This window comes from Sphingopyxis sp. MC1 (genome assembly GCF_000371385.1).
Taxonomy (GTDB): Bacteria; Pseudomonadota; Alphaproteobacteria; order Sphingomonadales; family Sphingomonadaceae; genus Sphingopyxis; species Sphingopyxis terrae.
Genome location: NZ_AOUN01000004.1, coordinates 173,376 through 196,877, shown reverse-complemented (window position 1 = coordinate 196,877; position 23,502 = coordinate 173,376). Strand labels below are relative to the sequence as shown.

The following is a 23,502-nucleotide window of genomic DNA, read 5'->3' as shown; positions in this document are numbered from 1 at the left end:
ATGATATATCATATCTGTGAGGCGCCTCGATGAACGGGTGGGCCTCGGACAAGGCGGGCGCGCTGGCACGCGAGGGTGAGGTGTCGGCGCTCCCGATGACAGGGAGAGACAGAATGCGTCGACGCCGCAGCATCTTTCGCGCCGATCCGAACGGCAGCCCCGACATCAACACCACGCCGCTGATCGACGTCATGCTCGTGATGCTGGTGATGTTCGTCATCACCATTCCGCCGCCGACGCATAAGGTCGATGTCACGCTGCCCGCCGGCCCGGCGCCTTTCGAAGTTCGCGACGAAAATCGCGTCAGCATCGACACCAGCGACATCATTCGCTGGAACGGCAACGCCGTCGACCTGGCCGAACTGGGCCAACTGGTGAAGGCAGCGTCCGAGCGCGCGGTTCCGGCCACGCTGCTGTTCGAACCCGACGCGCAGGCGCGCTATCTGCGTGTCGATCAGGCCATCGGCGCGATCCGTCGCAACGGGGGCAGCAAGATCGCGTTTCCGGGTATCCAGCGGTACGGCGGCTTGGTCTGACCGCCGACTTCGTACCGATGCCCCGTCTCGGAAGTGCCGGTCAGGCGGTTGGCGCCGTCCCGGGGCGCAGATGTTGCATCATATAGCCGGCGTAGTCGGCCTTGCCGAGCGGCACCCCAAGATGACGCATGACGGCATAGGCCGCGACGATGTGGAAGTAGAATTGCGGCAGCGCCCAGTCGCGAACATAGGTCGCGGCGGTCAGGTCGAAAACCATGCCGTTGGGCAGATCGAAGCTGACCGGTCGATCATCGTCCACGCCGAGCGACACGGGGTCGATCGTATCCAGAAAAGTCAGCGTGCGGGCGATCTGATCCTGCATTCCCGCAAAGTCGGCGGCGTCGTCGGGGAATTCGGGGCCGCCCGAGGCGCCAAGCCGGGCGAGCCCGCTGATCGCCTGGCCGCAGGCGAAACGGATCTGCGTCGGCAAGGGGAACATGTCGGGCGCCAGCCGGCCGGCGGCAAATTGCAGCTCGCCGATGGCATTGTCGGCACCCCACGCTTGCGCCTTTGCAAGCTGCGCCGAGAGCGCGCCGAGCGCATTGACGTAGGCGGGAACGGTGAGATCGTAGAGCGACATCGCTATTTCTCCATCACGGCTGCCTGATCGGCGGCAAGGTTATCCTGGAACTGCAGGCGCGCGAGCCGCGCATAGAGACCGTCGGCGGCGACGAGATCGTCGTGGCGTCCTTCCTCGACGATACGGCCTTCGTCCATCACGATGATGCGGTCGGCGGAGCGGACGGTCGCGAGGCGGTGCGCGATGACGACGGTGGTGCGGTCGTGCATCAGCGCCTCGAGCGCATCTTGAACGAGTTTTTCGGACTCGGCGTCGAGCGCCGAAGTCGCCTCGTCGAGCAGCAGCAGCGGCGCGCGGCGGAGCAGCGCGCGGGCGATTGCAACACGCTGACGCTGGCCGCCCGACAGGCGGGCGCCCCCTTCGCCCATGAAAGTGTCGAGACCATCGGGAAGCTTGCGCAGAAATTCTTCCGCATTGGCGGCGCGCGCGGCGGCCCATAGCTCGTCATCGGTGGCCAGCCAGTTGCCATAGCGCAGATTGTCGCGCGCCGAGGCCGCGAATATCACCGTTTCCTGCGGAACCATCGCGATCCGGGCGCGCAGGTCGGCGGGATCGAGTTCGGGCAGCGCGACGCCGTCGAGGCGGATTTCACCGCCTTGCGGATCGTAGAAGCGTTCGGCGAGTTGGAAGAGCGTCGATTTGCCGGCACCCGACGGGCCGACGATCGCAACCGTTTCGCGCGCGCGGATGGACAGGCTGAAATCGTGCAGCGCGGGTGCGTCGGGGCGCGTCGGGTAGCGGAATTCGACATGATCGAATTCGAGCGTGCCGGTCGCGGTTTCCGGCAGAGCGCGAGGGGCCGGCGGCGGGGCGATGCTCGGCTCGGCGATCAGCAGTTCGTTGAGGCGTTCGGCGGCGCCGGCCGCGCGAAGCAGATCGCCATAGACTTCGGTCAGCGCGCCGAACGCACCCGCGACAAGGCCGCCGGTCAGGACGAAGGCGGCAATGGTGCCGCCCGTGATCGTGCCCGCGGCCACGCCTTCGGCCCCGTACCAGAGCAAGGTGGTGATGGCGCCGAACAGCAGCCCGATGACGATCGCGGTCATCGTAGCGCGGAGCCGGATGCGGCGCTTGGCGGTGGCGAAATTGGCTTCGACGGCGCTAGTGAAGCGCTCCGCCTCGCGCGTTTCCTGCCCGAAGGCCTGGACGATCTTCATGGCGCCGAGCTGTTCCGCCGTGGTCGCACCGATGTCGGCGACGCGATCCTGGCTCGAGCGCGAGACATTTTGCAGGCGGCGCCCGAGCAGCACGATCGGCATGATGATGACCGGGATACCGAGCAGAATTCCGCCCGTAAGTTTCGGCGAGAGCGAAAAGAGATAGGCGATCCCGCCGATGCCCATGACGGTGTTGCGAAGCGCAACCGAAACCGTGGTGCCGACGGTCTGTTCGATGATCGCCGTATCCGCCGTCATGCGCGAGGCGATTTCGGAGGGGCGGTTTTCTTCGAAAAAGCCGGGGGCCAGGCGCAGAAGGTTACGCTGCACCGCCTCGCGGATATCGGCGACGGTGCGTTCGCCGAGCCAGCTCACGAAATAGAAGCGGAGCGCCGTCGCAATCGCGAGGATGAGGACGATCACGTAGAAGAACCGGAAATGCGGGCTGACATCGCCGCCGCCGGCGACGAAGCCCGAATCGATCATTTCCTTGAACTGATAGGGGATTGCGAGCGTCGCGATCGCCGCGATGCCGAGCGCGATCGCCGCAATCAGCAGCTGGAGCGGATAGCGGCTGGCATGATGCCAGACCATGCGCAGGCTCGACAGCTTGCGGGGCGGGTTCGGTTTATCGGATTTGGTCGCCATTGGTCATCGCCCTAGCAGCCGCGCCGGTGCCGCTCAACGATGCAGAATGGCGATCTGCTTCAAGGACCATGAAGCCAGGCTGCGTAAAGGGAGCGCGGGACCGGATCGCCCGCGCTCCCTTCGGCTCAGCGGTTGTCGAGCTGCGCCCGCACCGCACGCAGGCCTGCGCGCGTGATGCGATAGGGCTGCCGCCGCGCGAAGCGATGAAGCCGCAGGGGCGAAGGCGCTGGAACAGGCCGAGGCCGCCGCTGTCCCGGAATATTATCCATCAAGCGCCGCGCAATGATTTTGATGCATTGCACAATGGCGATGTTGCCCTAGACTGTGCTCCAACAGGGATGCCGGAAGAGCGCCCGACCGGACGCAAGGAATTCAGATTATGCTGTACCACGCTTTTGACATGCAGCGGAGCTGGCTCGCGGGCGCGAGCGCATTGGCGACCGCGGGCGCGCAGGTCATCCAGCATCCCGCCAATCCGCTTGGCTATTTCAGCGCGAGCCCGATGTTCGCCTCGGCGCTCGAGGTCTTTGCGCACGCCTCGGCGCCGCGCGGCAAACCGGGGTTCGAACTGTACGAGACGGTCGTCGATGGCGAGACGCTGCGCGTCGATGAAGCGATCGAGGCGCGCAAGCCCTTCGGCCAGCTCAAGCATTTCCGCCACGCGGCAAGCGCCGGCAATCCCAAGCTGCTGATCGTCGCGCCGATGTCGGGTCATTATGCGACGCTGCTGCGCGGCACGGTCGAGCGGATGATCCCCGACCATGATGTGTGGATCACCGACTGGCGCGATGCCCGCAATGTCCCGCTCGAAGCGGGCAAATTCGATCTCGATGATTATATCGACTATCTGATCGGCTGGCTCGAGCATATCGGGCCGGGCGCGCATATGCTCGCGGTGTGCCAGCCTTCGGTTCCGAGCCTCGCCGCCGCAGCCGTCATGGCGGCCGACAAGCACAAGTGCCGCCCCCGCACGCTGACGATGATGGGCGGACCGATCGACACGCGCAAGGCGCCCACCGCTGTCAACCAGCACGCGACGACGCGGCCTTATGCATGGTTCCAGGAAAATGTGATCGCAACGGTTCCGGCTTGGTATCCGGGCGCCGGGCGCCGCGTCTATCCCGGCTTCCTGCAGCTCGCCGGTTTCATGTCGATGAACCTCGGCAATCACATGATGAGCCATTGGGAAATGTTCAAGCATCTGGTCGATGGTGATGGCGAGAGTGCGGACAAGACCAAGGAATTCTATGACGAATATCGCGCCGTCTGCGACATGACCGCCGAATTCTATCTCCAGACGGTCGATGCGGTTTTCCAGCGCCACCTGTTGCCCAAGCGCGAATTCGAGCATCGGGGGAAGATCGTCGACCTTGGCAAGATTGACGACATCGCGCTGCTCGCGATCGAAGGCGAGCGCGACGATATTTCGGGGATCGGCCAGACCAAGGCGGCGCTGACCCTCGCCACCGAACTGCCGACCGCCAAGAAGAAATATCTGATGGCGAAGGGCGTCGGCCACTACGGCATTTTCAACGGGCGCAAGTGGCGCGAAGAGATTGCGCCGGTCGTCGCAAAATGGATCCGCGCCAACGGCGGCTGACAGGGGGCCCTGTCGCCCGATTCTGATGATCGGGCGGCGGCGGACCGGGATCACGCGCTTTTCACGGAAAAGGGAGCATTGTCTTCGCCCAAGCTTGGCGAAGCGGGACCGGCGCCCTACATGGAGCGCTCATGCCGCCTGACACCGCTTCTTCCGCCAGCCCGCGCAGCGAGCCGCCGATTCTGGCGACGCTGCGGCGCTTCCTGCCCTATCTGTGGCCGGCGGGGCATCGCGAGCACAAGTTGCGCATTATCGGGGCCGGGCTGCTGGTGCTGGCGTCGAAGGCGGTGCAGCTGTCGATGGGCTTCGTCTATGGCGCGGCGATCAACCGCATGGCGCCGGGGATGCAGGAAGGCGTCGCGCTGACCATCGGGTTGGTCGTCGCCTATGCCGGTGCGCGCTTTGCCGGGGTGCTGTTCGACAATCTGCGCAATGTCGTTTTCGAACGCGTCGGGCAGGATGCGACGCGCGAACTCGCGATCGCCACCTTCACCCACCTGCATGCCTTATCGCTGCGTTTTCACCTCGCGCGGCGGACGGGCGAGGTGACCAAGGTGATCGAGCGCGGAACCAAGAGCATCGACACCATGCTCTATTTCCTGTTGTTCAATATCGCGCCGACGATCATCGAACTGACCGCGGTCATCGTCATCTTCTGGACCAAATTCAGCCTCGGTCTGGCCGCGGCGACCGCGCTGATGGTCGTCGTCTACATCGCCTTTACGCGCAAGGTGACCGACTGGCGCACCGCGCTCAGGATGCGGATGAACGACCTCGACACGCTGACCGTCGGGCGCAGCGTCGACAGCCTGCTCAATTACGAGACGGTCAAATATTTCGGCGCCGAGGAGCGCGAGACAGCGCGCTACCGCGAGGTTGCGGGTCAATATGCGAGCGCCGCGGTCAAGAGCGAGAACAGCCTCGCCTGGCTCAACATCGGGCAGAGCTTCATCACCAATGCAGCGATGGCCGGCGCGATGGGCTATACGGTGTGGGGCTGGTCGCGCGGCATCTTCGCGGTCGGCGACGTGGTGCTCGTCAACACGTTGCTCGCGCAGCTTTTCCGCCCGCTCGACATGCTCGGCATGGTCTATCGCACGATCCGGCAGGGGCTGATCGACATGGAGGCGATGTTCCGCCTGATCGACACGCCAAGCGAGATCACCGACGCGCCCGGCGCCCCCACGCTGCACGTCGCGGGCGGTGCCGTGGCGTTCGAGGATGTCGTCTTCGGCTATGAGGCAGACCGGACCATTTTGAACGGCGTCAGCTTTGCGGTGGGCGCGGGCGAGACGCTGGCCATTGTCGGTCCGTCGGGCGCGGGCAAATCGACGATCGCGCGGCTGCTCTTCCGCTTCTACGATCCGCAGGGCGGCCGCATCCTGATCGACGGGCAGGACATCCGCGCGGTGACGCAGCAGAGCCTGCGCGCCGCAATCGGGATCGTCCCGCAGGATACGGTGCTGTTCAACGACAGCATCGGATATAATATCGCCTATGGCCGCGCCGATGCGCGCGTCGAAGAGATTGCCGAGGCGGCGAAAGGCGCGGCGATCGACGGCTTCATTGCGATGCTGCCGCAGGGATATGAGACCGAAGTCGGCGAGCGCGGGCTCAAACTGTCGGGCGGCGAGAAACAGCGCGTCGCGATCGCGCGCACCCTGCTCAAGAATCCGCCGGTCCTGATCCTCGACGAAGCGACGAGCGCACTCGACAGCCGGACCGAGGCGGCGATTCAGGACACGCTGGAACGGATCGCCGAACGGCGCACGACGCTGGTGATCGCGCACCGCCTGTCGACCGTCACGAGCGCCGACCGCATCATCGTCCTCGACCGCGGCCGCGTCGCCGAAACGGGCACACACGACCAACTGCTCGCGATGCGCGGCCTCTACGCCGACATGTGGGCGCGTCAGCAGGCCGAAAAGGAAGAGGGCACGGTTTAGACCGCATTCGCGTGGAGGGGGTTCCGTCGCGGGCTCGACTCCCCTATCGCCCCGAGCGATGTCCGCCGACGCTCTTCTCCCTCTTCTCAAATCCACTTTCGGTTTCGACGCCTTTCGCGGGCGGCAGGCCGATGTCGTCGGGCGGGTGATGGCGGGCGCGCATACGCTGGCGGTGATGCCGACGGGGGCGGGCAAGTCGTTGACCTACCAGCTTCCCGCCGTGGCGCTCGACGGCTGTGTCGTCGTCGTATCGCCGCTGATCGCGCTGATGCATGATCAGCTGCGCGGTGCGCGTGCGGCGGGGATTCGCGCCGCCAGTCTGACCAGCGTCGATGCCGATTTCGCCGACACGCGCCAAGCCTATCGTGACGGACAGCTCGACCTCCTCTACATCGCGCCCGAACGGGCGACGGGCGAGGGGTTCCGGTCGCTGATGGCGGCGCGCGCGCCCGCGCTGTTCGCGATCGACGAAGCGCATTGCGTTTCGGAATGGGGGCATGATTTCCGCCCCGACTATCGCCTGCTCCGCCCGCTGCTCGACGCCTTTCCGGCGGTACCGCGGCTCGCGCTGACCGCGACGGCCGACAAGCACACGCGCGAGGATATATTGGTCCAGCTCGGCATCCCCGCCGAAGGGTTGATCCTCGCGGGGTTCGATCGGCCGAACATCCGCTATCGCATCGCGCCGCGCGGGGCGCCGGCAAAACAGCTTACCGAATTCATCGCCGCCAATCCCGGCCCCGGGATCGTCTATTGTCCGACGCGCGACGGGACCGAACGGATGGCTGCGAAGCTCGCCGCCGCCACCGGGCGCAGCGTGGCGGCCTATCATGCCGGGCTCGACCCCGAACGGCGCGCGCGGGTGCAGCATGATTTCGTCGCCTCCGAAGATGGCATCGTCACCGCGACGGTCGCCTTCGGCATGGGGATCGACAAGCCCGACGTACGTTTCGTCGCGCATGCCGGGCTGCCGAAATCGATCGAGAGCTATTATCAGGAGACCGGGCGCGCGGGGCGCGACGGCGATCCCGCCGAGGCGTTGATGCTGTGGGGCGCAGAAGATTTCGCGCGGGCGCGGATGCGGCTGGGCGATCTGCCCGAGGACCGGCTGGCAGGCGAGCGCGCCCGGTTGAATGCGCTCGCGGCGTTGGTCGAGACGGTCGAGTGCCGCCGCGCGCTGCTGCTGCGCCACTTCGGCGAAGACCCGCCGACGCGCTGCGGCAATTGCGACAATTGCCTCGACCCGCCGAAGCAGGTCGATGCGACGGTGTTGGCGCAAAAGCTGCTGTCGGCGGTCTATCGCACCGGGCAAAGCTATGGCGCGGGGCATGTCGAGGCGGTGCTGACCGGGCGGCGCGACGAACGGATCGCCGCGCGCGGTCACGACAAATTGTCGGTGTTCGGCATCGTCGAGGGGGAGGATGCGCGGCTGATCAAGCCGCTGGTGCGCAGCCTGATGGCGCGCGAGGCGCTGGCCGCGACCGAACATGGCGGGCTGATGTTCGGCCCCGCCGGGCGCGCGGTGATGAAGGGCGAGGTGCCCGTGCTGATGGCCGAGCCGCCTGCCCGCCGCCTGTCGCGCGCCGGGCGCGGCGATGGTGCGGCGGCAAACCCGGTCGGCGACCCCCTGTTCGATGCGCTGCGCGCGACGCGGCGCGATCTCGCGAGCGAGGCGGGCGTGCCGCCCTATGTGATCTTTCACGACGCGGTGCTGCGCGCGATGGCGAGCGAGCGTCCCGCCTCGCGCGCCGACCTTGCGTCGATTCCCGGCGTCGGCGCCAAGAAGCTGGAGGCATGGGGCGATGCCTTTCTGGAGGTGATCCGGCAGTTCTAGGAAAGATCGCTATCGCGCAACCTTGTTGCCACCTTCACGCTTGTCAGCAATCAGCGCAGGTTTATAGATCGCGGCATGAGCGACTTTCGAGCCTTGACCCCGACCTATTCGGTCGCGCCGCAAATCAGCATCGAGGATGTCGCCGCGGCGAAGGCGGCAGGCTTTGCGATGATCGTCAACAACCGCCCCGACGGAGAGGACCCGGGCGCGCCGCAGGGCGACGCCATCGCGCATGCCTGCGCCGCCGAGGGAATGGCCTATGCCGCCATCCCGATCGGCCATTCGGGGTTCAGCCATCCGCAGCTCGACGCGCTCGATACGTTGCTGGGCGATGCGACCGGGCCGGTGCTCGCCTATTGCCGGTCGGGTACGCGCTCGACGCATTTGTGGGCGCTGACGCGCGCGCGGGCCGGCGACGATATCGACATGCTGTGCGATGCGGCCGCGAACGGCGGCTATGATCTGTCGGCGCTGCGGCCGATGATGGACGCGCTCGCAGGTTAGCCATGACGGTGAGCGACCTTATCCAGCTCGCGGGATCGCTGGTGGCGGTCTTGTTCGTCGCCTGGCTGGTCAAGCGCATGGGCTTGGGCGCCGATCCGCGGATTGCCGACGCCGCCCATGCTATCCGCCTTGCCGACGAGGCCGAGACGGGGTTCGGGGGGATAGAGGTCGCGCGCGACCGCGCGGGCTTTGCCGCGATCGTCCGCAACGCCGCCGGGCGGATGATGCTAGTGCGGGCGCACGGCAATCATTTCGCGGCGCGGCCGGTTGATGCCGCCGTGGTTGGACGGCTCGACAAGGATTTCCTGACATTGACGATGCCCGAGCGAACCTTCGGGTCGGTGACGCTGCAACTCGGGAAAGACGCGGGGGTATGGGCGGCGCGGATGCGGGATGTGGCGCATGGATGATCTTCCCAACCCGGTAACCTATGCGGTGCCCGCCTTTATCCTGTTGCTGATCGCCGAGATGATCGTGTCGCTGCGCCGCGACAAGAGCCGGTACGAAACGCGCGACACGCTGACCTCGCTTCTGCTTGGTACCGGTAGTCAAGTGGCCGGTGCGGCGGTCGGCGCGGCGGTCGTCGGCATGGCGGTGTGGGTCTATCAATTCCACCTGTTCGACATCGGCATCGCGCTCAAACAATGGTGGTGGGCGTGGATACTCTGCTTCGTCCTCGACGATCTGGCCTATTATGCCTTTCATCGCAGCGCGCACCGCGTCCGCTGGTTCTGGGCGAGCCATGTCATCCATCATTCGAGCCAGCATTATAATCTGTCGACCGCGCTGCGGCAGACCTGGACCGGCTTTTTCAGCCTGGCCTTCCTGTTCCGTCTGCCGCTGTTCCTGATCGGCTTTCCACCCGCGATGGTATTCTTCTGCGGCGGGCTCAACCTGATCTACCAGTTCTGGATTCATACCGAGGCGATCGGGCGGATGCCGCGCTGGTTCGAGGCGGTGATGAACACGCCATCGCACCACCGCGTTCACCACGGCGTCAACCCGCGCTACCTCGACGCCAACTATGCCGGGGTCTTCATCGTGTGGGACCGGATGTTCGGCAGCTTCGTTCCCGAACGCGACGACGATCCGGTTCGCTATGGCATCGTCAAGCAACTCGGCAGCTTCAACCTTTTGTGGGCCGCGGTCCACGAATGGGTCGGGATCGCCAAGGACGTGTGGAGCGCGCCGTGGCGGCACAAGCTGTCCTATATCTGGCGCGAACCCGGCTGGAGCCACGACGGCAGCCGGATGACCAGTGCGATGATCAAGGAGCGATGGGCGGCCGGCCGCCCCCCCGAGGAGCCGGCTGCGGAATAGTCTTCGCCCGCCGCGACAACGCGCTTGCCTCGCGGGCTAATGACATTCATGTAAGTCGCAATTGACCACCGATCGGCTGGCGAGGGGAGCGGCTTTATGGATCAGTTCGACATTATCGTCATCGGCGGCGGCAGCGCCGGAAGCGCGGCGGCGGGACGGCTTGCCGAGGACGGCACGCGGCGTGTCTGCCTGATCGAAGCCGGCGGGTCGAACGACAATATGTGGGTGAAGACGCCCGGTTTCATGCCCTTCATTCCCAAGAAGTCGAATTATCAATATGATACGGTTCCGCAAAAGGGACTGAACGGCCGCACCGGCTACCAGCCGCGCGGGCGCGGGCTGGGTGGATCGAGCGCGATCAACGCGATGATCTATATTCGCGGGCACGCTTTCGATTACGACCAATGGGCGGCGCTTGGCGCGAGCGGCTGGAGCTATGCCGACGTGCTGCCCTATTTCAAGCGCAGCGAGGGCAATGAACGCGGCGCCGACGAATGGCACGGTGACAACGGTCCGCTCAACGTGATGGACCAGCGCTGGCCCAATGTGACGAGCCGCCGTTTCGTCGAGAGCGCGGCGGCGCTGCAATTGCCGCGCACCCCCGATTTCAACGGCGCGCAGCAGGAAGGCTTTGGCCTGTATCAGGTGACGCAGAAGGGCGGCGAGCGCTGGTCGGCGGCGCGCGCCTATGTCGAACCGCTGCGCGGGCGCGCCAATTTCGCCATTCGCACCGGCGCGCTGGTCGAGAAGATCCTCGTCGAAAACGGCCGCGCGACGGGCGTGGCGATCCGCCGCGGCAACGCGCGCGAGACGCTGCGCGCTGCGGGCGGGGTGATCCTGTCGGCCGGTGCTTTCGGGTCGCCGCAGCTGCTGATGCTGTCGGGCATCGGACCCGCCGCCCATCTGAAGGCGATGGGGATCGATCCGGTCGCCGACCGTGCGGCGGTGGGGGCCGATCTGCAGGATCACATCGACTATGTGTCGAGCTGGGAAACGCGCTCGGGCGACCCCTTCGGCGACAGTCTCGCGGGCAGCTGGCGGATGCTGAAGGCGATTTTCGAACATCGCACCGGGCGCACCGGCATCATGACCACGCCCTTCGCCGAAGCGGGCGGCTTCTGGAAATCGCGGCCCGACGTTGCTGCGCCCGATATCCAGTTCCACTTCGTTCCCGCGATGCTGGAGGATCACGGCCGCACCAAGGTGAAGGGGCATGGCTTTTCGTGCCACGCCTGCGTCCTGCGCCCCGAAAGCCGCGGCAGCGTGACGCTTGCTTCGCCCGATGCGGCGGCGGCTCCGCTGATCGATCCCGGCTTCCTGACCGACGACCGCGACATGGCGACGCTGCGCGCCGGGGTGCGGATGATGCACCGCATCGTCGCCGCGCCGCCGCTGTCCGACTATGCCGGCGTCGATCGCCACCCGGTGAATATCGACGATGACGCCGCGCTCGACGCGCTGATCCGCAGCCGCGCCGACACCGTCTATCACCCGGTCGGCACCTGCCGCATGGGCAGCGACGCCGACGCGGTCGTCGACCCGGCGCTGAAGCTGAATGGCGTCGATGGCCTGTGGGTTGCCGATGCGAGCATCATGCCCCGCCTCGTCAGCGGCAACACCAATGCGCCGAGCATCATGATCGGCGAACGCGCCGCCGATTTCGTCAAATCCGCGCTGCAATAAGCGGCCTTTGCCGCGGCGCGCAAAAGCATCGCGGCGGCCGGAGTCTTTCGCGGCGAAGGCGTTCGGCTCGACCGATTCGGCGGACCGGGGCGTGCAGCCCTCGGCGATGCCTCGCTATACGAGAGGCCTGAAAAAGCGCGGCTTTTCAGGGGTGCCTGCGAAATGGGCAAAAAAAGAGGGCCAGGACTTGCGTCCTGGCCCAGCCTTTCAGGCTCTCCCCTCCTGAAACTGTTGACAGGCTGAATGCCATATTAATGTCATGATGGGAAGGCCTAATTTCGCGGCAGCGCTGCCCTTTTATTGTGCAGTGCAATCTGCACAAAAAAATGGCCGGGGCGCTTTCGCATCCCGGCCATGAGTGGTTCGCAGGAGGAACCTGGTTAGGACCCCGCCGCCCGTTTGAAAGAGGAGAGAGCGGCGGCGGGTATCCTGTCTCTTGATTACATATTGTAGGCGCGTTCCCCATGTTCGCCGAGGTCGAGGCCTTCGCGTTCGACTTCTTCGGTGACGCGGAGCCCGGTGAGCGCCTTGGCGACATAGACCGCGATGACGGTGCCGATGGCGGCCCAGACGATCGTCGCGGCGACCGCCGAGACCTGCGTCACAAGCTGCGGCCCGATCGCGAAATCTGCACCGCCGGGACCGCCGAGGCTGGGCGCGTAGACGATGCCGGTGCCGATGGCGCCGACGATGCCGCCAACGCCGTGGATGCCGAAGGCATCGAGCGCGTCGTCATAGCCGAGCTTGGGCTTGAGGACGGTGACGACATAGAAGCAGATGAACGCAGCAACCGCGCCGAGGACGATCGCGCCGAACGGACCCGAATTGCCCGCCGCCGGAGTGACAGCGACGAGGCCGGTGATGATGCCCGAGCAGAAGCCGAGGGCCGACGGCTTGTGACCGCCCAGCTTTTCGGCGAGCATCCAGGCGAGGCCGGCCGAGGCGGTGGCCACAAAGGTATTGATCATCGCGAGCGCCGCTGAGCCATTGGCTTCGAGCGCCGAGCCGGCGTTGAAGCCGAACCAGCCCACCCACAGCAGGCCGGTGCCAACCATCGTCAGCGTCAGCGAGTGCGGCGCCATGATTTCCTTCTGATAGCCGATGCGCTTGCCGAGGATCATCGCCGCAACGAGCGCCGAGACACCTGCGTTGATGTGGACGACGGTGCCGCCGGCAAAGTCGAGCGCGCCCATTTCGAAGAAGAGGCCGCCGGCTGCCCACACCATGTGGGCGATCGGGAAATAGACGATCGTCAGCCAGATGACCCCGAAGACGAGCGCCGCCGAAAATTTCATGCGTTCGACCGTCGCGCCCAGGACCAGCGCCAGCGTGATCGCGGCGAAGGTCATCTGGAAACAGATGAACACATATTCGGGCAGTTTGAAGCCGTCCGAGAAGGTATCGGCAAGGCTGTCGGGCGTGACGCCGGCGAGAAAGAATTTGCCCCACGAGATGAAGGCATTGCCTTCGGGGCCGAAAGCGAGGCCATAGCCGTAGCAAACCCAGACGATCATCGCGAGACAGGCGACCGCGCCGATCTGCGTCATCGTCGAAAGCATATTCTTGCTGCGGGTCAGGCCGCCGTAGAAAAGCGCAAGGCCGGGCAGGATCATCGCCAGGACGAGCACGGTCGAGGTCATCATCCAGGCGGTATCGCCCTTGTCGACGACGGGTGCGGCGGCAGCCGCTTCCTGCGCCCAAGCGGGCAGCGCCGCGAACAGCGCGAGGCCGCCAGCCGCGGCGCTCGCCGCGATCTTACCGACCCCCATTTTCTTTGCGAACGTCATATTTTCCCCCTTCGTCATCACAGCGCCGCCTCGCCGGTCTCACCGGTGCGGATGCGCACGGCTTGCCCGACGTCGAGGACGAAAATCTTGCCGTCGCCGATCGACCCGGTTCCGGCGCTTTGCTGAAGCGTTTCGACGACCCGCGGTGCGAGCGCATCGTCGCAGACGAGCTCGATTTTCACCTTGGGCACCATGTTGGTTGCATATTCGGCGCCGCGATAGATTTCGGTCTGGCCCTTCTGCCGGCCGAAACCCTTGACCTCGGTGACGGTCATTCCTGCGATGCCCAGCCCGGTCAGTGCTTCGCGCACCTCGTCGAGCTTGAACGGTTTAATGATAGCAAGGATCAGCTTCATGATGCCCCCTTTTGCTTATGGCACCATGTTGCAGTGCAACAGCCGTGCCAAATTGCGGCGAGGGCGGGAAAGTTAACATTTTGTGACGATTTTTAACCGCCAGGCAGGTGCAATCGGTCGCAACCTGGGCAGGCGAGGCAGGCATTTGCCTAAATTTTGAGCAGTGATACGTTGCTCGCGCTTGTGCCTGTCCGCCGACCGGGGGAGGGCGCGGCCGATCAGTCGGCGGGCTTGAACCGCGCCCAGATCGGCAGATGGTCGGACGCGCGAGCGGCGAGCGCGCTCTGGTGGACGCCGGCGTCCACGGCTTCGAGCTCGGGCGAGGCGAAGATGCGATCGAGGCGCGCGACGGGCTTGCGGCTGTGGAAGCTGTGGCCGGTGTCGACGAGGCGGTGATGCTCGCCGAAATCGTGGAGGCAGCCGCCGCGATTGCGCCATTCGTTGCAGTCGCCCATCAGCACCGTCGGCAGCTTTTCGCCTTCGGCGACATGCGAGAGGATGGCGCGCGCCTGCTGGCGCCGGCGCAGCCCCGAAATGTCGAGATGCATGCCCACGACGCGGAGCCGCGTATCGCCGACGCGCACCGTCGCGGCGACCGCGCCGCGCGGTTCGAGTGTTGGCAGATGGAGCGCGTGACTCTCCTCGACCACGATGCCCTTGCGCACGAGCAGCGCATTGCCGTGCCAGCCGATCGCATAGGGGCGGCCGTCCAGCAGGTCGACGGGAACATAGTCGCTATGATCTTCGAACATGTGCGGCGGGATCGCACTCGCGCGCGTGCCGAAGCGGCGGTCGGCCTCCTGCAAGGCGACGATGTCGGCATCGAGTTCGCCGAGCACCGACAGCACCCGGCCCGGATCGCGACGACGGTCGAGGCCGATGCCCTTGCGCATATTGTAGCTGGCGACCTTGATCATGGGGGCGGGCGGGATCATGGGAGAGGGCGGGCTGCTTTCATTGCGGTAAAGACGAACGGCGGCGGGTCCGGGTTGCAGCCGTCATCCGCATCCTAGGCGATCCCGAACTCCGCCATCAAGGCGCGCGCGTCGGCGAGATCCTCGTCGAGCACCATGACGCGGACGGGAATCGCGAGCCCGACGCTTTCGGCGATATTCATCCCGGCGTCGAAGCAGACCGCAGGAACTCCGGCGCTTTCGAGGCGACCGCGCAGCAATTCGGCCTCGGCGCCGTTCGGCATCCGCACCAGTTCGACCAGCGCCATTCAGGCGTCGCCCGCGATATAGCGGTCGGTCGGCCGGGTCGGCAGTCCGTCGATGCTGCGCGTGCGGCCCTTGAACTTTTCGGTCCATTCGACCGGATCGGCCTGACGATGATATTTCTGCAGCGTGTCACGTTCGTGCTGCAATTCCATCATCGGCACGCCCCAGCCGCAACTCGTCTGCACGCTGTCAATATCGATGACGAAGATCTGGCGGGTGCCGGGGAGCAGACTGAACTGCGCCGCGAGCGCATTCCATTCATCGTCCTGCGGCAGCACCGCACGGCCGCGGCCGTAGAGACGCAGGATCAGCGCGCTGCGGTCGAAGGCGCAGAACATGATCGTGATGCGCCCGCGGTCGGCTTGTTCGGCCGCAAGATGCGCATGGGTTTCATTCCCCGATCCGCCGAGGTCGAGATAGGCGACCCGACTGCCCGACAGGATGCGGAAGCTGTCGGCATAGCCCTTTGGCGACAGATTCACGCGCCCGTCGGCGGCCGCGGTCGCAACGAAAAAGATGGGTTGCTTTTCGATGAAAGCGACGTGCTTTTCGGTCAGCGCGTCGAAAAATTCGGCCATGGCAAAGCTCCGTTCAGCGGCCGGTCTATCACCAATTCTTGCCCTCTTCTATCGCCGCCTGCTCATCGGTACGCGTTGCGCGGCCGAGGGCGGCATTGCGGTGCGGGAAACGTCCGAAACGGTCGATGATGTCGAAATGCTTCTTCGCATAGTCGTGGAAGACCGGATCGGCGAGTTCGGACATCAGGCGCAGCGATTCGCGCTGATCGGCGATATCCTCGCTATGTTCGAAGGGCAGATAGGCGAACTGGCGCCGTGCGTCGGGCCAGTGCTGGTCCCAGCCCTGCGCGACGATGCCGCGCGCGATCTGGCGCGCCAGATCGTCGGTTGCAAAGGCCTCTGCGCTGCCGCGAAAGATGTTGCGCGGCACCTGGTCGAACAGGATGGTCGCGGCGAGCGCGGTGTCGGGGTCGGTCAGAAAGGTCTCGGCAGGCTGGCTACGCAGCGCCGCCAGCCAGTCGGCTGCCAGATCGCGCACCGCGACATCGAAATCAGCCCCGCCGCCATACCAGTCGTCCATTCCGTGGCTGTCGAACCAGAAGGTGAGCAGCCTGTGCGGCCAATCGGCGGGCGGCGGCGGGGGAGAGGGGAGGTCGTCGTCGAACATTCCCCTTATCTATCAGTTCGATCCCGCGCGCCGATAGGGGGTAAATTCGCCGAGCGAGACGAAGCCGTTATACATGTGGCTGCTACGGTCGTGCAGTTCGACCGTGTCGATCGAACAGAGCTGCGACGTGGTGGTCTTGGTAACAAGCACATCGTCGCCGTCGAGGCTGTCGGCATTTTTCGGCCGGTTGACCCACAGGGTGTCCCCGATGCGATAGACGATAGCGGTCTTGTCGATGACCTGGCTGCTCGTGACGGCCGAGAGCGAGATGCAGTCGCGCGCCTTGCCGGCGACGCGGCCTTCGAGCAGCTTGGCAAGCTGCGCCTCGGGTGCGAGCTTTTCGCGCGCGGTGGCGGCAGCGGGAACCGCCGCGACAGCGGCGGCGGCGATGATGGCGGTAATCAGCGGACGCATGACAGGGCTCCTGCGGTTCGAAATGTCCTACCCCTCCCCACTCCATAGACGGAGACGCGTGAACCGAGCCTGAAAGCGCCGGCGGAAATCAGCAGGCGCCGTCGGGCAGCGGGATGCCGAGCGGTCCCTTGCACTTCTTTTTCTTGGGCGGTTCGGCGGGGGTGCTGGCGCTGCCGCTGCTGCCGCCCATCGCGCCCATGCCGCCCATATCGGCGCCGACGAGCAGCATGGTGTGCGACCGGAAGCGCACCTTGGCGGTCCAGTCGATATTCCACACCGCATTGCCCGCGGGCTTGGGCGGATAGGAGAAATTGGCTTCGGGACCGAAGGCGTTAAGATTGCCGATCATCATTTCGCCAGACGCTTTCTTGACCTCGGCCGGGATCTGGCAGCTTGTCTGCGATGGCGGCATCACGATCTTTTTCGTGATCAGGTTGGCGACGACCGACGGGGGGAGCCAATCCCACAGGCCGCCGCCGAATTCCTTCGATGCGCTGCTCGTCCACCAGACCATGTCGCCATTGCCGCCGCCGCGGTCCATGCCGCCGATCGTCCATGCGACATAGCCGGTCGCGGGCTGGAGCGCGCCCCAGCGGATCATCACCGATCCGTCGGCCTGTTGCGCGGTCGAGGCCTGGAGACCCGGCATATAATCCTGCGCGAGATTGAAATTGATGTCCGACCCGACATTGCTGTTGATCCGGTGCGCCCCGATCAGCGACGACCCCGCTTGCGGCTGTTTGCCGCCCTTGCTGTTCGGCCAGTCGACATAGGATTTGCTGTTCGCCTGGCTGACCTCGCGAATGATCGGCACCGCGCTCGAGAAGAGGCCGGGCGGAACCTGTCCGGCCGCGACCTTGGCGAAATCGATGATGACGGGCTGGCCGGGACCGGCCTTGGCGCCGCAGCCCCAATAGAGCAGCAGGCGCCCCTTGGGCCGTTCGAATTCGGGGGTGTAGCTGCCTTCGGCGCGCGGCGGCGCGATCAGCGGCACCGATTTGCCGAGCTTGGCCTGCGGTTCGAAATAATGATCGCCCTTGGGCGGCGGCGCGGTCGGCGACTGGTCGGAGCCGAGACGGAGGTTGAGCGTGTAGGCGACGCGGCTCGACGGGTCGCCGCCGAACATCATGCTCATCGCGCCGCCCAGGCCGCCGCGACCGCCCCCCGCCATCGCGGCGAAACCCGACATCGTCGCGACGTCCATTTCATAGCGTTCCTTGGGGCCGGTGGTCTTTTGCGCCGATCCCGGAACGGCGGCGAGCATCGCGGCAACGGCGGCGACGGACACGAAACGCAGACTCGAACGCATGCAAACCTCCCTGTTGTGGGGTGCCCCACGGATGATGCGACCGAAATCTATTCTTGTTTGGTCCTCTATATGCGCGGATCGGGCGAACGCCAAGTGAGGGCTGTCACAGTCTTCGTCATTGCGAGCGAAGCAAAGCAATCTCGAGTCATCGCCGTAGCGCAAGGCCGGGCGCTTGAGATTGCTTCGTCACTTCGCCCTTCGCGATGACGCGATTGTCAGGCTGTCCCGCCGACCGTCAGACCGTTCACCAGCAGCGTCGGCTGGCCGACGCCCGCGGGGACGCTCTGCCCCCCCTTGCCGCAGATGCCGATGCCTTCGTCGATCGCCATGTCGTTGCCGATGCCGCTGACTTTGGTCAGCACGCTCGGCCCGTCGCCGATCAGGGTCGCGCCCTTGATCGAGTCCCCGATCTTGCCGTTCTCGATCTTGTAGGCTTCGGTGCAGCTGAACACGAACTTGCCCGACACGATGTCCACCTGTCCGCCGCCGAAGCTCTTGGCGAAGATGCCGTTCTTGACGCGGCTCAGCAACTCGGCGGGATCGTCGTTACCACCCCGCATGAAGGTGTTGGTCATCCGCGGCATCGGCGCGTGCGCAAAGCTTTCGCGGCGACCATTACCGGTCGGTTCGACCCCCATCAGCCGCGCATTGAGGCGGTCCTGCATATAGCCCTTGAGGATGCCGTCCTCGATTAGCACGGTCTCGCCCGTAGGCGTACCCTCGTCGTCGATGCTGAGCGAACCGCGGCGACCGCCGCCGACCGGGCTTTCCATCGCGCCGTCGTCGACCACGGTGACGCCCGCCGCCGCGACGCGTTCCCCGATCCGGCCCGAAAAGGCGCTGGTGCCCTTGCGGTTGAAATCGCCCTCGAGCCCATGCCCGACCGCTTCATGGAGCAGCACGCCCGGCCAGCCGGGGCCGAGCAGCACGGTAAATTCGCCGGCGGGGGCATCGACCGCGCGCAGATTGACGAGCGCCTGATTCAGCGCCTCGTCGATCGCGCGGTTCCACTGCGCCTCTTCGAAGAGGTGATCGTACATATAACGGCCGCCGAGGCCGAAATAGCCGCTCTCGCGCCGTCCATTTTCTTCGACGACGATCGAGACGTTGAGGCGGACGAGCGGGCGGATGTCGGTTGCGAGGAAGCCGTCGGCGCGGACGATTTCGACCACCGACCAGCTACCTGCGAGCGCGACCGACACCTGCACGATGCGCGGATCGCGCGCGCGCGCAGCGGCGTCGATCTTCTGGCAGAGCTCGACCTTCTTCGCGAAGGGGACGAGGTCGAGGGGGTTCGCCTCGTCATAGAGGTGGCGGTTGGTGCGCGGCGGCGGGCCGGCGGGTGCCTGTTTCGCGGGATCGAGCAACGCCAGCGTTTCGGCGGCGCGACGGATCGCGCCGGCGCTGACGTCGCTGGCATGCGCAAAGCCCGTCATCTCGCCCGCCACGGCGCGCAGCCCGAAGCCGGCGTCGGTCGAATAATCGGCGGTCTTCAGACGCCCGTCGTCGAAGCCGAAGCTCTCGGTCGCGCGATATTGCAGATAAAGCTCGCCATCGTCGGCCTTCGCCAGTGCCTCGCGCGCGAGTTTCTGCGCCAGATCGGGGTCGAGCGCATCGGCGCGGTAGAGGAAGCGGCGGGGATCGGTGGGGCTTGTCATGCGCATAATATAGGCGCGCATCGCCATCGCGCAAAGCCCGTTCGGTATCGCCGCGCCCGGCGCCGCACCGGCAGGCGTGGCGCGGTGCCTTGCAGCGCTCCGCGTTTCAGCGGCGGCAACTGCAAAAGAAAAGGGCGGGAAAATCCCGCCCTGTCCCTGGTCTCAGTCGCCTTCGCCCGGTTCGGGCGAGAAGAATTTTTCATATTTGTCGTCGACGCCCTTATATTCGTCGGCGTCGGCGGGGCTGTCCTTCTTGGTCGTGATGTTCGGCCATTCGGCGCTGAACTTGCTGTTCACTTCCAGCCATTTTTCAAGGCCGCTCTCGGTATCGGGCAGAATCGCCTCGGCGGGGCATTCGGGTTCGCACACGCCGCAATCGATGCATTCATTGGGGTTGATGACGAGCATATTCTCGCCCTCATAGAAGCAGTCCACGGGGCAAACCTCGACGCAATCCATATATTTGCAGCGGATGCAGGCGTCGGTGACGACATAGGTCATGGGTAAGGGCTCCCTTCGTGGCGGATTGCTGCCGCCCCTTGTTGCGATTCCCCGCCTCCTATGCCGCGTGGCGGCGATGCGTCAATGGTCCGCCGCCAGTTGCGAATCACTCTCATTTCCCGGAGAGGCCGGCGCAGAGGTCAGTCGTTCGTAACAGGCCTGCGCTTCGGGCGCGGGACCGCGGCGTGGCGGCAGGGTCAGGAGGCGGATCACTTCGATGCGTTCGCCGACCGGCAGCACGATCGTCGCGCCGGGATGGACCGCGACCGACGCGCGGCTGACGCGGCGGCCGTCGAGGCGGATATGCCCCGCCGCGACCATCGCCTGCGCGATGCTGCGCGAACGCGCAAAGCGCAGATACCAGAGCAGCTTGTCGAGCCGGATGCTGCCTGCTGCGCCGGGGCTTGCCATCAGTCCTTGCGCGCCTCTGCCATCAACGCGGCCAACCCGGCGAAGGGGCTGTTCGGCGACGGGCCGCGCCGGACCGGGCGGTCGGGACGGTCGGTTCGCGGTGGCCGCGCCTCGCCTTTGCTCTGCTGCTGCCCCTGCGGCCGCTGACCCTTTGCCGTGTTCGGCTTGCCGGTCTTGCCCGGCTTGGCTCGGTGCCGTGCCGGGTGTCCATCGGTCGAGGTTGTGGCCTTTGTTTCAGGCCGTTTGTCGCCCGCCTTGTGCTTGCGGCGTTTGCGCTTGTCGGCGGCCTTCAGCCCCGACCAGCGCCAGCGCTGGAGCGCGGGGTCGCCGACGCTGCGAAAACCGAACGCCTGCAGCAGCGCGCGGCGCGTTTCCTCGTCAAGCCCGAGCGAGGTGGCGAGCGCCGGATCGATGATGAAGCCGGGCGGCGGCGCGGCCGAAACCCCCTGACCCTCGTCGGCGCCGTCAGGATGGTCGGCATGATGTTCGGCCGCACCCGCGACGGGCTCGGTCGGCGGATGTGCGGCCTTCAGGCGCGCGGCATGGGCCTGGCGCGCCAGTTTTTCGGCCATGTCGATGCGCAGCCATCCCGAGGCGCAGCGGCGGAAACCTGCGATGCGCAGCCCGCCGTGATGGCCGCTCTTTTGCAGCACCGCGCCCTGCGGCGGCAGCGCCGGGATCGGCGCGCTTCCTTGTTGCGCCGCAAGCAGCGCGGCGCGCCAGCGCACGGCTTCGGGCTTGAGAAGCTGGTGGTGAAAAAGGTCGAGCGACCCGACAGTCAGGCCGAGCTTGCGCAGATAGGGGCGTTCGTCGGCGCTCATCGCGCCCAATTGCGCCTCGACCTGCGCGCGCGGCGCCATGCCGCCGCCATCGACGAGCGCGGCGAGCAGCGCGCGGACGTGCGGCGGGGTGAACAGGTCGCCCGCCGCTTCGCCCATCGCGGCCAGCGGCGCGGCATGGCGCGCGAGCTGTTCGGCGACGAAAATCTGCAACCGCTCGGCGATCGCTTGCACCTGCTGCGGTTCGAGCCGCCGAAGCGACGGGTCGGTCTGGATTGCCGGCTGTACAAGCGTCGGGCCGCGCGCGAGTGTCGCGATCGTCTGGCCGTGCCAGGCGAGCCGCGGCGGCGCGCCGGCTTCGCTGACCAGTTCGATCGCCTTGTCTTCGCCGCTCGCAAGCAGCGCGGCGCGGCGGGCGAGTTCGGCGCGCAGATGCTTCTCGGCGGCGGCGAGTAACAGGCGGTGATCGCTGGCGCGCGCGCCGGGATCGACCTTGAACTGAAAGCCTTTGAGCGTCCCGATCGCTTCGCCGTCGACGGCGACGGTGCCGTCGGGGCCGACCGCGACCGGCAGCGCGGCGTGGCGCTGCCCCGCATCGCGGATCAGCAGCGCCAGGCGGCGATCGACGAAACGCTGTGCGAGCGCCGCATGCAGCGCGTCGGACAATCGCGATTCGAGGTCCTGCGTGCGCTCGGTCCATCCGGCGCCGCCTTCGATCCAGTCGCCGCGCTGGGCGATAAAGCATAATGTGCGGACCGCGGCGATGCGGCTTGCGAGCTGGTCGATATCGCCGTCGACCTGGTCGAGCCGGGCGAGGCGGCGCGCGAACCAGTCGGGGTCGATCATCCCGTTGCCGCTTGTGCGCCATTGCCACAGCTTGAGGACGGTGCGGCTATGATGTTCGGGGCCGAGCTGTTCGAAATCGGGGAGGCCGCACACGTCCCACAGGCGCTGCACCGCGGCGGCTTCGTCGGCGCGTGCGCGCACCTCCATGTCGCCCGCCAGATGCTTGAGCACCGCAATATCGACGGCTTCGGGGGCCGGGCGCAGCGCCTTGTGCTCGGGCGGCCGCGCAAGGTCGGCGATCAGCGTGTCGAGCGTATCGAAACGCGGCGCCGGATTGCGCCAGAACAGGCTGGTCAGCGGCGGGAAATGATGGCCTTCGATCGCGGCGATTTCCTCTGGCGTGAAGCCGCCCTGCGGCTGGCCGACGGTACCGAAACTGCCGTCCTGCTGGTGCCGCCCTGCGCGTCCGGCGATCTGCGCCATTTCCGATATGGTCAGGCGGCGGACCCGGCGGCCGTCGAATTTCTGCAGGCTCGCGAAAGCGACATGCTGGACGTCGAGGTTCAGCCCCATGCCGATCGCGTCGGTAGCGACGAGATAATCGACCTCGCCCGCTTCGAACATTGCGACCTGCGCGTTGCGCGTCTTGGGGCTGAGCGCCCCCATGACCACCGCCGCGCCGCCTGAAAAGCGGCGCAACATCTCGGCGATCGCATAAACCTCCTCGGCCGAGAAGGCGACGATCGCCGATCGTTTCGGCAGGCGCGACAGCTTTGCTGCGCCGGCATAGCTCAGCGTCGAAAAGCGCGGCCGGCTGATGACGTCGATTTCGGGAACCAGATCGCGCACCAGCCCCTTGATGCTCGCCGAACCAAGGATCATCGTCTCTTCGCGGCCGCGCGCGCGCAGCACGCGGTCGGTAAAGACATGGCCGCGCTCGGGGTCGGCGCCGAGCTGCGCCTCGTCGATGCCGACGAAGGCGACGTCGCGGTCGACCGGCAGCGCCTCCATCGTTCCCAGCACATAGCGCGCTTCGGCAGGCCAGATGCGTTCCTCGCCGGTGACGAGGGCGACCTGCGCGGGCCCTTTGATGGCGACGACCCGGTCATAGACCTCGCGCGCCAGCAGGCGCAGCGGAAAGCCGATCATCCCGCTGGCATGCGCCGTCAGGCGCTCGACCGCCAAATGGGTTTTGCCGGTGTTGGTGGGGCCAAGGACAGCCTTGACCGGGTGGGAGGAGTGGGACGGCATTTTCTTGGATGCAACGCTGGCACGGGCGGCGCGGCGG

General features: G+C 66.1%; 22 protein-coding genes. 8 read left to right on the top strand and 14 right to left on the bottom strand.

Annotated features, from left to right (window positions below; all coding sequences use genetic code 11):
- The first annotated feature begins 113 nt into the window (after positions 1–113).
- Complete coding sequence (locus tag EBMC1_RS07740; RefSeq protein WP_003043099.1) at positions 114–536, top strand: ExbD/TolR family protein; 423 nt, start codon at positions 114–116, stop codon at positions 534–536.
- Between the two features lie 40 nt (positions 537–576).
- On the opposite strand, the gene EBMC1_RS07735 is transcribed toward EBMC1_RS07740, so the two are convergent.
- On the bottom strand, positions 577–1,116 hold the full coding sequence (locus EBMC1_RS07735; protein WP_003043097.1) for a DUF1993 domain-containing protein: 540 nt from the start codon (positions 1,114–1,116) through the stop codon (positions 577–579).
- A gap of 2 nt (positions 1,117–1,118) precedes the next feature.
- Positions 1,119–2,921, bottom strand: a complete 1,803-nt coding sequence (locus EBMC1_RS07730; protein WP_003043096.1) for an ABC transporter transmembrane domain-containing protein — start codon at positions 2,919–2,921, stop codon at positions 1,119–1,121.
- A gap of 379 nt (positions 2,922–3,300) precedes the next feature.
- On the opposite strand from EBMC1_RS07730, the gene EBMC1_RS07725 reads away from it, so the two are divergent.
- The 7 genes from EBMC1_RS07725 to EBMC1_RS07695 all read left to right on the top strand — a co-directional run bounded on the left by EBMC1_RS07725 (position 3,301) and on the right by EBMC1_RS07695 (position 11,808).
- A complete protein-coding gene (locus EBMC1_RS07725) occupies positions 3,301–4,521 on the top strand; it encodes a polyhydroxyalkanoate depolymerase (protein WP_003043094.1) in 1,221 nt (406 codons plus the stop codon).
- 131 nt (positions 4,522–4,652) lie between these two features.
- Positions 4,653–6,467 (top strand): ABCB family ABC transporter ATP-binding protein/permease, encoded by a 1,815-nt coding sequence (locus EBMC1_RS07720; RefSeq protein ID WP_003043092.1) that lies wholly within the window; start codon positions 4,653–4,655, stop codon positions 6,465–6,467.
- Between the two features lie 58 nt (positions 6,468–6,525).
- The gene (gene recQ, locus EBMC1_RS07715; protein WP_003043091.1) at positions 6,526–8,301 is read left to right on the top strand and encodes a DNA helicase RecQ; all 1,776 of its coding nucleotides are present in this window, start codon (positions 6,526–6,528) and stop codon (positions 8,299–8,301) included.
- 75 nt (positions 8,302–8,376) lie between these two features.
- Positions 8,377–8,805, top strand: coding sequence for a TIGR01244 family sulfur transferase (locus EBMC1_RS07710; RefSeq protein WP_003043089.1), 429 nt, complete (start codon positions 8,377–8,379; stop codon positions 8,803–8,805).
- 2 nt (positions 8,806–8,807) lie between these two features.
- Complete coding sequence (locus EBMC1_RS07705) at positions 8,808–9,215, top strand: hypothetical protein (protein WP_003043087.1); 408 nt, start codon at positions 8,808–8,810, stop codon at positions 9,213–9,215.
- A complete protein-coding gene (locus EBMC1_RS07700) occupies positions 9,208–10,125 on the top strand; it encodes a sterol desaturase family protein (protein WP_003043085.1) in 918 nt (305 codons plus the stop codon). Before EBMC1_RS07705 ends, EBMC1_RS07700 begins: the two co-directional genes overlap by 8 nt.
- 96 nt (positions 10,126–10,221) lie before the next feature.
- Complete coding sequence (locus EBMC1_RS07695; RefSeq protein ID WP_003043084.1) at positions 10,222–11,808, top strand: GMC family oxidoreductase; 1,587 nt, start codon at positions 10,222–10,224, stop codon at positions 11,806–11,808.
- Between the two features lie 440 nt (positions 11,809–12,248).
- Here the strand turns inward: EBMC1_RS07695 and EBMC1_RS07690 are convergent, their stop codons facing one another.
- The 12 genes from EBMC1_RS07690 to EBMC1_RS07635 all read right to left on the bottom strand — a co-directional run bounded on the left by EBMC1_RS07690 (position 12,249) and on the right by EBMC1_RS07635 (position 23,465).
- A complete protein-coding gene (locus EBMC1_RS07690; RefSeq protein ID WP_040589901.1) occupies positions 12,249–13,595 on the bottom strand; it encodes an ammonium transporter in 1,347 nt (448 codons plus the stop codon).
- 17 nt (positions 13,596–13,612) lie between these two features.
- A complete protein-coding gene (locus EBMC1_RS07685) occupies positions 13,613–13,951 on the bottom strand; it encodes a P-II family nitrogen regulator (RefSeq protein ID WP_003043080.1) in 339 nt (112 codons plus the stop codon).
- Between the two features lie 218 nt (positions 13,952–14,169).
- Positions 14,170–14,886 carry an endonuclease/exonuclease/phosphatase family protein gene (locus EBMC1_RS07680; RefSeq protein WP_003043075.1) on the bottom strand — a complete coding sequence of 239 codons (717 nt, stop codon included), beginning with the start codon at positions 14,884–14,886 and terminating at the stop codon, positions 14,170–14,172.
- A 74-nt stretch (positions 14,887–14,960) separates the two neighbouring features.
- Positions 14,961–15,173, bottom strand: coding sequence for a putative signal transducing protein (locus EBMC1_RS07675; protein WP_003043073.1), 213 nt, complete (start codon positions 15,171–15,173; stop codon positions 14,961–14,963).
- A complete protein-coding gene (locus EBMC1_RS07670) occupies positions 15,174–15,749 on the bottom strand; it encodes a pyridoxamine 5'-phosphate oxidase family protein (RefSeq protein ID WP_003043072.1) in 576 nt (191 codons plus the stop codon).
- A gap of 28 nt (positions 15,750–15,777) precedes the next feature.
- Positions 15,778–16,356: a DUF924 family protein gene (locus EBMC1_RS07665; RefSeq protein WP_003043070.1), complete on the bottom strand. Its 579-nt coding sequence runs from the start codon at positions 16,354–16,356 to the stop codon at positions 15,778–15,780.
- Between the two features lie 12 nt (positions 16,357–16,368).
- Complete coding sequence (locus EBMC1_RS07660) at positions 16,369–16,770, bottom strand: hypothetical protein (protein ID WP_003043068.1); 402 nt, start codon at positions 16,768–16,770, stop codon at positions 16,369–16,371.
- 88 nt (positions 16,771–16,858) lie between these two features.
- Entirely contained in the window at positions 16,859–18,079 is a 1,221-nt protein-coding gene (locus EBMC1_RS07655; protein ID WP_003043065.1) for a hypothetical protein, read from the bottom strand.
- 215 nt (positions 18,080–18,294) lie between these two features.
- Entirely contained in the window at positions 18,295–19,737 is a 1,443-nt protein-coding gene (tldD, locus tag EBMC1_RS07650) for a metalloprotease TldD (RefSeq protein ID WP_040589899.1), read from the bottom strand.
- 162 nt (positions 19,738–19,899) lie between these two features.
- Positions 19,900–20,238 (bottom strand): ferredoxin FdxA, encoded by a 339-nt coding sequence (gene fdxA, locus EBMC1_RS07645; RefSeq protein ID WP_003043060.1) that lies wholly within the window; start codon positions 20,236–20,238, stop codon positions 19,900–19,902.
- Between the two features lie 81 nt (positions 20,239–20,319).
- Complete coding sequence (locus tag EBMC1_RS07640) at positions 20,320–20,649, bottom strand: RNA-binding S4 domain-containing protein (RefSeq protein WP_003043057.1); 330 nt, start codon at positions 20,647–20,649, stop codon at positions 20,320–20,322.
- The gene (locus EBMC1_RS07635) at positions 20,649–23,465 is read right to left on the bottom strand and encodes a helicase-related protein (protein ID WP_040589898.1); all 2,817 of its coding nucleotides are present in this window, start codon (positions 23,463–23,465) and stop codon (positions 20,649–20,651) included. Before EBMC1_RS07635 ends, EBMC1_RS07640 begins: the two co-directional genes overlap by 1 nt.
- Positions 23,466–23,502: the final 37 nt, after the last annotated feature.

What these genes read in the sequence shown, in the direction of transcription:
- EBMC1_RS07740 (WP_003043099.1), top strand. Translation starts at nt 114, where the DNA reads ATGCGTCGACGCCGCAGCATCTTTCGCGCCGATCCGAACGGCAGCCCC.
- EBMC1_RS07735 (WP_003043097.1), bottom strand. Translation starts at nt 1,116, where the DNA reads ATGTCGCTCTACGATCTCACCGTTCCCGCCTACGTCAATGCGCTCGGC.
- EBMC1_RS07730 (WP_003043096.1), bottom strand. Translation starts at nt 2,921, where the DNA reads ATGGCGACCAAATCCGATAAACCGAACCCGCCCCGCAAGCTGTCGAGC.
- EBMC1_RS07725 (WP_003043094.1), top strand. Translation starts at nt 3,301, where the DNA reads ATGCTGTACCACGCTTTTGACATGCAGCGGAGCTGGCTCGCGGGCGCG.
- EBMC1_RS07720 (WP_003043092.1), top strand. Translation starts at nt 4,653, where the DNA reads ATGCCGCCTGACACCGCTTCTTCCGCCAGCCCGCGCAGCGAGCCGCCG.
- recQ (WP_003043091.1), top strand. Translation starts at nt 6,526, where the DNA reads ATGTCCGCCGACGCTCTTCTCCCTCTTCTCAAATCCACTTTCGGTTTC.
- EBMC1_RS07710 (WP_003043089.1), top strand. Translation starts at nt 8,377, where the DNA reads ATGAGCGACTTTCGAGCCTTGACCCCGACCTATTCGGTCGCGCCGCAA.
- EBMC1_RS07705 (WP_003043087.1), top strand. Translation starts at nt 8,808, where the DNA reads ATGACGGTGAGCGACCTTATCCAGCTCGCGGGATCGCTGGTGGCGGTC.
- EBMC1_RS07700 (WP_003043085.1), top strand. Translation starts at nt 9,208, where the DNA reads ATGGATGATCTTCCCAACCCGGTAACCTATGCGGTGCCCGCCTTTATC.
- EBMC1_RS07695 (WP_003043084.1), top strand. Translation starts at nt 10,222, where the DNA reads ATGGATCAGTTCGACATTATCGTCATCGGCGGCGGCAGCGCCGGAAGC.
- EBMC1_RS07690 (WP_040589901.1), bottom strand. Translation starts at nt 13,595, where the DNA reads ATGACGTTCGCAAAGAAAATGGGGGTCGGTAAGATCGCGGCGAGCGCC.
- EBMC1_RS07685 (WP_003043080.1), bottom strand. Translation starts at nt 13,951, where the DNA reads ATGAAGCTGATCCTTGCTATCATTAAACCGTTCAAGCTCGACGAGGTG.
- EBMC1_RS07680 (WP_003043075.1), bottom strand. Translation starts at nt 14,886, where the DNA reads ATGATCCCGCCCGCCCCCATGATCAAGGTCGCCAGCTACAATATGCGC.
- EBMC1_RS07675 (WP_003043073.1), bottom strand. Translation starts at nt 15,173, where the DNA reads ATGGCGCTGGTCGAACTGGTGCGGATGCCGAACGGCGCCGAGGCCGAA.
- EBMC1_RS07670 (WP_003043072.1), bottom strand. Translation starts at nt 15,749, where the DNA reads ATGGCCGAATTTTTCGACGCGCTGACCGAAAAGCACGTCGCTTTCATC.
- EBMC1_RS07665 (WP_003043070.1), bottom strand. Translation starts at nt 16,356, where the DNA reads ATGTTCGACGACGACCTCCCCTCTCCCCCGCCGCCGCCCGCCGATTGG.
- EBMC1_RS07660 (WP_003043068.1), bottom strand. Translation starts at nt 16,770, where the DNA reads ATGCGTCCGCTGATTACCGCCATCATCGCCGCCGCCGCTGTCGCGGCG.
- EBMC1_RS07655 (WP_003043065.1), bottom strand. Translation starts at nt 18,079, where the DNA reads ATGCGTTCGAGTCTGCGTTTCGTGTCCGTCGCCGCCGTTGCCGCGATG.
- tldD (WP_040589899.1), bottom strand. Translation starts at nt 19,737, where the DNA reads ATGACAAGCCCCACCGATCCCCGCCGCTTCCTCTACCGCGCCGATGCG.
- fdxA (WP_003043060.1), bottom strand. Translation starts at nt 20,238, where the DNA reads ATGACCTATGTCGTCACCGACGCCTGCATCCGCTGCAAATATATGGAT.
- EBMC1_RS07640 (WP_003043057.1), bottom strand. Translation starts at nt 20,649, where the DNA reads ATGGCAAGCCCCGGCGCAGCAGGCAGCATCCGGCTCGACAAGCTGCTC.
- EBMC1_RS07635 (WP_040589898.1), bottom strand. Translation starts at nt 23,465, where the DNA reads ATGCCGTCCCACTCCTCCCACCCGGTCAAGGCTGTCCTTGGCCCCACC.